Here is a 9737-nt window from a genome sequence, read left to right on the forward strand (position 1 = left end):
TAACCCAAGGATTACTATGAACTCCGCCAGGAGCGGCAAGATCAACGACTCTGTCAAAAAGAACCCACGCTTTTGCTTTTGCAGATGTCTTAGCGGCCACTGGCTGCCCTCACAGTACGGCGTTGAGCAAGCTCCGACCTCGCTTGCCGAATATATTTGATTTTTGTTGCGGTCAACTCTCCGCGCCCCTGCAGAACAATCTCATCGACCATTTCAACGGCACTCAGCAGGCTTCCGGAAGCAAGGAGATCAGCAACTTGTTGCTTGATGTCGCGAAGTGCATCTGCATGAGCCAAAACCAATGCGTGCGAAGGCATTGCCCAAAGGTCGGCCTCTTTGGGCTCGATCTTTAGAATGCCACCACCATAAGCACGGCCAACTATCTCCGCGTGCAATAGAGTAACCGAATTCAAACTTGCAAGAGGTAAAAGTTCACGCCCCAACTCTCGACACTGGTCGTTCAGATAAACACCATGTACTGAGTTGAGATGGCGAGCGCCTGCATCATTTGCAGTAAGCCTGGGTGTGTCCGCATTCATGCACGTCAGCAATAAATCAGCGGCAGGGACCAGTGGCACTTGATACCAAGTCTTACGAACACGGCATTTGTACGCAGTGTCGACACCAGTGCGATGACCATTCTCTATATATGCCGCTGCTTCCGAGGACGGGGGATTACTCGGATAAAAGAGGTACGTAGCATGGCCTTCTCGACCCAACTTCGTGAGCATGGCACGGGAAAGCGAGAGTCCACGCAAATGCGAGCTGCCAGGTGGCGAAAGACGAAGCAACTCATTCCTATGCAAGCCCAATTCCTTCACGCGCTGCGGTGAAAGCGTGAAGTACTTATTGTTGCCCGTAACAATTCCGAGAGTGGTATCTCCCCACGATTCCAAATGTGTGAAAAGACCCTGTTGCTGCAGCTCATGCACTGACTCGATCGCTTTAGGGTCGATGAGGCTGCTGGTCCACTTGGCGGCGGGATCGGCCGGACGCCAAATCTGACCCGCACCAAGCGTCGCGAGTTCAGCGGCGTTCTTTGATTGACGAATCGTTGCGTGGTTCGCTGGGCCTTCAAGATAGCCATCGGCTAGCAGCAGGACGACATCCGCCTCGGCCTCAGGGAACACCTGCTCGTCAAAAAGCACAAGTTCCACGTCACGGAAACGATTGAAGAGGAAACGACGCACCGGGGCCGCATAGTTCACTGATAGCAGTTCGGCAGGCAGCACGAGACCAAGCCGTCCACCTTGCTTCAAAAACATTGCGGAATGGACTGTGAATGCGGCCCAACTGGAAGCGAGACCAGTCAGGGACACACCCCCTCTGAGAGCCGCCTCACGAGATCGGGCGCGAGCCTCACCTGAAAAATCTTGATAGCGAATATAGGGCGGATTGCCAATTACAGCGTCGTAGACCGGGTTCGGCTGGACTGCAAAAAAATCGCTGTCCAAAATTTTCGATTTCCCTCCGGCCTCAAGAATGCGCTCACGAGCAATTTGGGCGCTATGTGCGTGAATCTCGACACCATTAACAAGAGGGCGCGAATTCTTCCCAGGATTCAACGTTCGAAGACGATCGACCGCGGCAACAAGGAACGCGGCATCACCTGCGGACGGCTCCAACACAGAGTCGCCGGAGGTACGGACGGCCCAACTGACGACGAATCGAGTAATTTCGTCAGGAGTAAAGAAGGCGCCCCGCTCTTTACGAAGTTCGGGCGTATCAAAAAGATCCAAAGAGTGTCCGCGAGTCATTTGCAAATCCTGGAAAGCAGCGCCGCCAGTCCTGACGGATAAGGGGCTGCGCCAACCCCGGCGTACTGGACGGCGCATTTTAGCTCGGCAGCAAAGCAACCGTCGAGGTGAGGAAGTTCCGCCTCACAACCATCCAGACTTCTGCAAACAGCGATGGTTGGAATGTCTGGCTGGCAGACAATCTGCTGCGACATCAGTTGCTTTCCCTGTCCACAAGCCGCCATTGTAGCCAGAGGTACTGTACAAAAATACAGTGCATTGAAAATTTATCCTGCGTCTGATCGGCACGCCGCACCGAGCAAACCGCGCATCGTGGGTGAAGGGTCAAGATACCCGTGGCTAACTCAGAATTAGCGGGCGCGAAGCACTCGCGAGCACGTCGGGAAGCGCCCCCCATGCTAAGCTCACGCCCTGTCGCCTAAGGCTGCCGGACGGCCTCGTGTCGAGCGGAGCCCAGATCGGTGGTCCGTGCCCGCCCCGCATCGCGAGCGTCACGCAGGCACCCAGCCGGGCCCATCCTCAGGCTGGCAATCGAATCGCACTTTCATCCCCATGTCCGCAGCCGATCCCACCTCCGGTTACCTCAGCGACGTGACCTTCCCCGACCGGTTCCATCGCGAACTGTCGCCGGCCTGGCTGAACTATGCCGGAGTGATCGGCGGCGCGCGTCCCAAGGCGCTCGACCAGCCATTCCGCTATCTCGACCTGGGTTGCGGCTTCGCGCATTCGACGGTGATCAACGCGGCCGCCTTCCCGCATGCGGAATTCCATGCCTGCGATTTCAACCCGGCCCACATCGAGGCGGCCTCGCGACGCGCGGCCCGGCTCGGCGTGAGCAACACGGTGTTCCATCAGACCAGCTTCGAGGCCCTGCTCGAGGCGGAGCTGCCGCCTTTCGACTTCATCGTGATGCACGGCATCTACAGCTGGGTCGACGCCGACGTTCGGCGCGTGGTGCGGCAGCTGCTCGATCGCCGCCTCGCCGACGGCGGACTCGTCTATCTCAGCTACAACTGCGAGCCGGGCTGGTCGGCCGAGGCACCGCTGCGCAAGCTGATGCTCGAGCTCGCCCAGGCCGCCGACGGCGACATCGAGACTCGCACCGGCAGCGCGCTGGCGGGCATGCAGCGGCTCGGCATCCCGAGCCTGCGCTACTTTCGCGACAATCCGGCCGCCACCGAGGCACTCGCGGCACTCGCCGACGATCCGCTCGACTACCTCGCGCACGAATTCCTGAACGGCACCTGGCAGGTGCATTACTCGGTCGACGTGGTCGACGAGATGGCCGAGGTTGGCCTGGCCTATGCGGGCAGCGCGACGCTGCCCGACAACCATCCGCTGCTGCTGATGGACCGCCCGGCCGCCGATGCGATCGCCGCCTTGCCCAACGCGCGGCTGCGGCACCTGGGCGAGGACTTCGCGGTCAACCGCCGCTTCCGGCGCGACGTCTTCGTGCGCGGCGCGCGCGCGGGCCGCTCGCCCGGCGAGGCGATGCGCCATCTCGACGAGCTGGCGATCGGCTGCTCGGGCGCACTCGAGAAGATCGAGCCGCGCATGACGATTCCGCGCGGCGTGCTCGGTTTCCAGCCCGACTTCATCGCCGACCTGCGCGCCTTGCTGGCAGGCGGTGCGCTGCCGATCGGCGAGATCGTCGCGCGGCTCGGCGGGGCGCAGCGCAACGCGCGCGAGATCATGCAGAACCTGCTGTTCCTGGTGGCGGGCGGCTCGCTCACCCCGTTCGCGCGATCCGGCGGCCCGGATGCGAGCGGCCCGCGCCGCGCCGCGAGCGCGGCCACCGCGGCTGCGCTCGCCAGCGGCGGCACGCCGGCGGCAACGGTGTTCGTGCCCTGCGAGGTGCTCGGCAACGGCGTTGCCGTGAGCGGCGAGGAAGCCGCCCAGGCACTCGCCTGGCTGGCGGGGAAACCAGTGGCTTGCCCCGAGCGGCTCGCACGGCTGGGCGTGTTGCGCGGCGGTTGATGGTCGTTGCCGACACGGCATCGACTGCGTGGCGTGCTGCCCGGTACCCGGAGATATCAGGCCCGAGGCGGGGAATAAAGCACGTCGATGGGATAGGGCAAGGCCAGCGCCGGCATTTCGTGCCGATGAAAATACGCGATCGATTTCGTCTCGCTATCGATCGGCTCTCCTGTCCCGCCCACGATCTCGCAAGCGAACAGCGTCACGACATACTCGACATGATCGCCGCTCGGATAGGTGTAACGAAACTCCCGCCCTCCGAACACACCGAGGATGCCCTTCACGTCGACGCGATATCCCGTCTCCTCCATCACCTCACGAATGATGGCCTCCTGCGGAGATTCCCCCAACTCGATCCCGCCGGCCGGAAGGCTCCAAGGCTCGCCCGACGCCTTCTCCTGCAACAGCAGGCGCCCCTGCTCGTCGTGAATCACGGCTGCCACGGATGGGCTGATGATCCGTGCATTCCCGACATGGCTGCGAAGCCAACCGATATAGCTCTGGCCGTTCATGAGATGGATGAGTCGAGTGAACCAGCCGACGATTCTAAAGCACCGGAATCACATCCCCCGCCACGCCCGTCACGATGTTCTTCGATCCACCGCTCAGGAACGCCGACCCGAACTTGTAGAGCTGGTACTTCCGGTTGTTCAGGTAGTTCGAGTCGAAATCCTTCCTCGGCTTCGCCCACTGGTTCGCGATCTCGTCCGCGCTGTACACCTTGTAGCCCGAATCCTCGATGTACTTCGCGCTCCAGTTGTGCAGGCGGGCCAGATACTTCACCCCGGCATCGTATTGCGACTGGTTGATCACGCAGCGCCCCGCGAACATCTTGAGCAGGTGCATCTTGTTGATCGCCCCGCTGTTCAGGATCAGCGCCGAAATGAGCGGCACCCGCGTCGCGTAGTACTTGAACCACGTGTTGAATGCGATGGGATCCTGGTGAATCTTCAGTGCCGCGAGCCCCTGGAATTTCTCCTTCGCCTCGGCCACGAACTTCCGGAACAGGTGCAATTCATATAGGCGGTAGGCCGTCTTGATCAGCACCTCCACCGCCGACACGACAAAGCTGACCACATGCGCCGCCCCCAGCGAGGCGACCTGCAAACCGAATTGCACGCCCGAGCGCAGCGTCGCGTACAGGTTCTGCGCCGCGATCACCGACATCTTGGTTTCCAGCGCATGCACGATGGTGGCCGGCGTGCCGTCGACCACCTGCACGTCCTGCCCGCTCTGCCAGGCCTTGTATCGCTGGAACACGGCCTCGACGAGCGTGTTCACGGCGGTGGCGAGATTCATCGACACGCCGTATGTCGCGTTGGCCACCGTCGACAGAAAACGCTTCACCAGGAAATCGGTCAGGGCCCGCAGATCCTTGAAGGTGTTTTCGTCGATGAAATTTCCCGCCGCGGTCCAGGCCTGCTTGAAGGCGCCGAAGATCTTGTCCGACAGCGCGATCTCGCCGTTGCTCAGCACCTCGGGAGAGCGATGGAACAGGATCCCCGAATCGACCGTGAATTGCGTCGAGGGAGGGTCCGCCGCCTTGGTGCCGGCCCCTCGCGCGTCGAGCTTCTTGGCGAGCTTTTCCGCCTGGGTGCGAACCCCGGTGCTGCTGATGTTCCTGACATCGGTGACGATCTTGCCGGCCTCCTTGCCAGCCTCGATAGCCCCGAAGGTCAGCCCGGCATTCGACATGTCGAACACCCCGCCCGTCACGATCTGGAACTTGCCGCGCTCGCACTCGAGCTTGGAGAAGAACCAGAGGATGCCGGCGCGCGCATTGGCCATGTCGTCCACCATGAACTGCGCCGATCCCGCCAGCACGTCCAGGTCGACCGAATAAAGCCACGAGTACAGGAGGGAGAAGTACTCCGTCTTCTTGTTGCGGGCATTCCGCTTCCACTCGTCGCCCATGCCGCTGCTGCGGCGCCAGGCGAAAAACGCGTTCTCGATGATGCGCAGATTGCCGGGCGACTTGCCCACCTCATAGGCCTTGATGGCCAAGTCGAGCGCCGCCAGCCTGGAATCGCGGCGGCCGATCGTCAGCTCGGTCTTTTTCTTCCACTCCTCGTAAGTGAAAGGTAGGGGCTGGAGCCCCATGCGCTGTCTGGATTGCATATTCGACCTTGTCAGCTCTCAGTTTGTCGTGCGGCACGGAGAAAAATGCTGCGACAGACATCTCGGCCCTCGATGCATCGAAGGCGCCCTCGGTTGTACGTCCAGATCGTCTTGAGTGTCTGTCGCACTCAAGAACGCTTGATGCCGTGGATCTATTCCGTGTGCAGCCTCTCGAATTCGACGAGGTGGGCAGACGTGATGCGGTCACGATCGGGGATGAACGTGTCATGGACGTGAAGCTGCCTCCAGGCGACATCACACCGCACGGAAATGGCTTTTTTCGGATATCGCATCCCGGACAATCGACACGCTTGCGCCCGTGGCGACGGTGTCTCGGAACTGCGAATCGACCATGGCCCTGGATATCGGGTCTACTACATGAAGCGAGGCCGCGTCGTGGTCATATTGCTATGCGGCGGCAATAAGGATAGTCAAGGTCATGACATTGCCGTCGCCAAGGCAATCGCTGCGCAATGGAAGGGGTCCACGATATGAAAGCCGTGAAGTTCAGTCGATACGATACCGTCGACTATCTGCAGACCGAGGAGGAGATTGCCGCCTACCTCGACGCTGCGGTCGAAGACGGCGATCCGGCCTTGATCGCCGCAGCCCTTGGTGACATCGCGCGTGCGCGAAATATCAGCCAACTCGCGCGCGATACCGGCATGAGTCGTGAAGGCATTTATCGAGCACTGTCGGGCGACGGCAATCCGAGTTTTGCTACCGTGATGAAAATTGCGAGTGCGCTTGGGCTACGGATATCCTTTCGACCCGCGACATCGAGCCCATGAACAGGTGATCGACTCGCCAGCGAAATTCGCCGGCACACGACACCTCGATCGATATCCGAATCCCCTGCCATTCTCGTCGAACTTCTCACGAGAGATGTCCACCTTCAATCGATGAACCGCCGCCGTCCCGCGAGAACCGCGAACACCGTAACCAACGCACTGACGACGATCAGCACGGCCAACGGGACACGCCAGGCACCGGTGGCGGCATGCAAGGCCCCCATCAGCAGCGGGCCGACAGCCGAGCCGGAATATCCGATGAACTGCGCCATGCTGGACAGCCTGGCCGCCTGGTCGTGATGGTGGGTACGCAGCGCGAACAGCGACAAGCTGGTGGTCATCGAGAAGCCGGCGCCGAGGCCGGCAACAACGAGCCACGCGGCAGATACGGGAGCACCGCTCCAGAGCCCGAGCGTGCCGACGAGCAGAGACGCGCCGCACACGTAGCCCATCGCACGCTGATCCTTCATGCGCTTGATGAGAGGCGCCGAAAGCAGGCTCGTCGCCACCGCGACCACCTGGTAAAGCAGCAGGTCGAACCCGGTGGAAGCGGCGGACTCGCCACGCTCCAGTCCAATCGACGCGTACCAGGTCACGAGCGAATAGAACACGAACGAATGGCAGGCGAAGAAGCCTGAAATCTGCCAGCCGATCGGGTGTCGCCAGGGCGAGACCGAGCCGGCGGCGCTTTCCTTGCGCACCGAGGGACGGTGTTCGAAGCGCAGTTGCGGCAGCCACGTCGCGAACGCCGCCACGGTGATGATGATGCTCATCCCGATGGCGACGCGCCAACTGGAGCCGGGCAGCGACGCGACGGGCACCGCCAGGCCCGCGGACAGGCCCGCCGCGCTGGCCATGGCCGCGGCGTAGAGGCTGGTGTAGAAGGCGGAGCGCTCCGGGAACTCGCGCTTGACGAGCCCGGGCAGCAGGACATTGCCGATGGCGATGCCGGCGCTCAACAGCAGCATGCCGAGCCAGACGGCACCATCGAACGGGCAGGAACGCACGACGGTGCCGACCAGGATCGCGACCAGCGCGGCACCGATGCCGCGTTCGAGGCCGATTGCCCTGGCGATCGCCGGCGCGACGAGCGACAGCAAGGCGAAAACCAGAAGCGGCAGCGCACCCAGCAGGCCGGCGGCGGAATCGCCGAGCGACAGGTCGGATTGAATCCGGTCGAGAACGGGGCCAAGCGACGTGATCGGTGCGCGCAGATTGGCGCCGACCAGGACGATACCGATGGGGAGAAGATAGCCACGGCGCAATGCGGCCGCGTTGACGTAAGCGGATTTCATGATGCGTGAACCTGCGCAATCGAGCCTGCCGGGAGAGCAAGCCCAATGATTTGCGTTGGTTCACGTTAACGCTTACGCGAGGATCGGGAAGTGGATTGAACCTCGTCTGCGGCGCAGTGTAACGAAGAGAGTTCGCGAGTGCAAGCGAGTGGAACCGGTGGTCGATTCGCATGGAATCGCGAGCCGCCTCCCTGGATTCGACATGGGCCGACCGTTCGTCGAACGAGCCAACTACCGGTATCGCCCGATCTCGCATCGGCACCCATCATCACGCTTTGTTTCAAGCCAATGAGCCCGTCGAGCATTCCTGATTTCCACCGGCCATCGCTTCGCATTCACCGCCAAGCCATCGCGCAAAAGGATTTAAATCCCGCCGAATCGCCCACCCGACAAGCCTTCCCCACCCGCCGCCCGTGCCGCCCGCCGAGCCTCGGAGACTCACCTCGGCATTACCCCCATTCCCAACCCGAAAATAATTCGGCGTCGGTAAAAACCACCTTCACGACACGCTTTTTCACACTCCCGGCGCCGCTTCCCCTGCGTTCGCATACCGCGTTCTAGCTTCGCATCCGCCACACGCCGCTATCGAGCGAGCGCCTACATTAGCCGGAACGAAAGCTCAGGCTGTGACCAGACTCGACGGACCCATGAAACTGCTGCGGATTCTGACCGGCACCCACGCAGGCGCGCAATTGCAGCTCGCGCCCGGCGCGCACCGCATCGGCACGGACGACGCGGCCGACATACGCCTGACGGACTGGCGCGGTGCGGATCTGTGGCTGACGGTGGACGATACGGGCGTGGTGTCGGCGCAGGCGGTGGCCTCGGCCAACGCGGGCGCGGCGGCCGGCAACCCGACCAGCGGCCCGCTCGAGACCATCCTGCTGATCGACTTCGTGCCGATGCAGTTCGACGGCACGATCCTCTGCGTCGGCGACGAAACCGGCGTCTGGCCGTCGGACTACGAGCTGCTGCAGACGCTGCTGGCCAAGCCGGTGCCGAAGGCCTCGCCGCTGCGCCGCCGCTACCTCGGCATCGCGGCGGCCTGCTTCGGCGTGGGCGCGGTGATCGTGACGGTCTCGGTGCTCTCGACGGTGCAGATGAGCCGCGCGGCCCTGCCGCCGAACGCCGACGACAACGCGCGCCGCGTCACGGAAGCGCTCGCGGCGGCCCGCATCGACGGCCTGAACGCGCACGCGGTGGGCGACACGGTGGTGGTGACGGGCATGCTGGCCAGCTCGGCCGACGATTCGGCGGTGCGCCAGTTGCTGCGCCGCCTGACGATCACCCAGGTCGCGCCGCAATACGACGTCGCGCCCCAGGTGGCGCGCAGCATCGAGGATTCGCTCGGCGTGCCCGGCGCGCGCGTGCAGTACGGCGGCGGCGGGCGCTTCGTGATCAAGGGCTCGGTCGGCAACAAGATGGCGCTCGACGCGGCGATCGCGCGCGTGCGCGCCGATCTAGACCCGAACGTGAAGGACATCGTCGCCGACGTCTCCGAATCGGCCAGCAACGCCACCTCGACGGACGCGACGGCCTATTCGGAAATGATCTCGGCCGACGGCGTGCAGTACGCGCAGACGCCCGACGGCGTGAAGCACATCTACGCCTCGGATCCGCAGGACGCCTCGGCGGCCGACGCGGCGGCGGCAGCCGACAACGCCGCCAATGCCGCCGCGAACGGCGCGGCCGACAGCGGCGTGACGGGCGCGAACGGCACCGTCAGCAGCAACGCGAACACCGGCGTCAGCGCCCCGGCCAAGGTCGCGGCCACCGGCACGGCAGCCAGCGCGCAGGCC

9 protein-coding genes are annotated in these 9737 nt (G+C 62.9%); 4 read left to right on the plus strand and 5 right to left on the minus strand.

Annotated features, from left to right (window positions below; translation table 11 throughout):
• Positions 1–89: 89 nt before the first annotated feature.
• Together F3J10_RS20370 and F3J10_RS20375 are read right to left on the minus strand one after the other, a co-directional pair.
• Entirely contained in the window at positions 90–1757 is a 1668-nt protein-coding gene (locus F3J10_RS20370) for an N-6 DNA methylase (RefSeq protein WP_167242873.1), read from the minus strand.
• On the minus strand, positions 1754–1951 hold the full coding sequence (locus tag F3J10_RS20375; protein WP_167242874.1) for a hypothetical protein: 198 nt from the start codon (positions 1949–1951) through the stop codon (positions 1754–1756). Before F3J10_RS20375 ends, F3J10_RS20370 begins: the two co-directional genes overlap by 4 nt.
• 358 nt (positions 1952–2309) lie before the next feature.
• Here F3J10_RS20375 and F3J10_RS20380 point away from each other — a divergent pair, with 358 nt between their 5' ends.
• Entirely contained in the window at positions 2310–3734 is a 1425-nt protein-coding gene (locus tag F3J10_RS20380) for a class I SAM-dependent methyltransferase (RefSeq protein WP_167242875.1), read from the plus strand.
• Positions 3735–3790: 56 nt separating this feature from the next.
• On the opposite strand, the gene F3J10_RS20385 is transcribed toward F3J10_RS20380, so the two are convergent.
• On the minus strand, positions 3791–4246 hold the full coding sequence (locus F3J10_RS20385) for an NUDIX domain-containing protein (protein ID WP_167242876.1): 456 nt from the start codon (positions 4244–4246) through the stop codon (positions 3791–3793).
• A gap of 34 nt (positions 4247–4280) precedes the next feature.
• On the minus strand, positions 4281–5834 hold the full coding sequence (locus tag F3J10_RS20390) for a hypothetical protein (RefSeq protein WP_105827194.1): 1554 nt from the start codon (positions 5832–5834) through the stop codon (positions 4281–4283).
• A 288-nt stretch (positions 5835–6122) separates the two neighbouring features.
• Between F3J10_RS20390 and F3J10_RS36555 the strand changes: the two genes are divergently transcribed.
• Both F3J10_RS36555 and F3J10_RS20400 read left to right on the plus strand, forming a co-directional pair.
• Positions 6123–6347: a type II toxin-antitoxin system RelE/ParE family toxin gene (locus F3J10_RS36555; protein WP_103694063.1), complete on the plus strand. Its 225-nt coding sequence runs from the start codon at positions 6123–6125 to the stop codon at positions 6345–6347.
• Entirely contained in the window at positions 6344–6643 is a 300-nt protein-coding gene (locus F3J10_RS20400) for an addiction module antidote protein (RefSeq protein ID WP_029949511.1), read from the plus strand. Before F3J10_RS36555 ends, F3J10_RS20400 begins: the two co-directional genes overlap by 4 nt.
• 104 nt (positions 6644–6747) lie before the next feature.
• Here F3J10_RS20400 and F3J10_RS20405 read toward each other — a convergent pair whose 3' ends face one another.
• Positions 6748–7938 carry an MFS transporter gene (locus F3J10_RS20405; protein ID WP_167242877.1) on the minus strand — a complete coding sequence of 397 codons (1191 nt, stop codon included), beginning with the start codon at positions 7936–7938 and terminating at the stop codon, positions 6748–6750.
• A 647-nt stretch (positions 7939–8585) separates the two neighbouring features.
• On the opposite strand from F3J10_RS20405, the gene F3J10_RS20410 reads away from it, so the two are divergent.
• The coding region (locus F3J10_RS20410; protein ID WP_167242878.1) for a type III secretion protein at positions 8586–9737 on the plus strand (1152 nt) is incomplete at its 3' end.

This window comes from Burkholderia sp. Cy-637 (assembly GCF_011753175.1).
Taxonomy (GTDB): Bacteria; Pseudomonadota; Gammaproteobacteria; order Burkholderiales; family Burkholderiaceae; genus Burkholderia; species Burkholderia gladioli.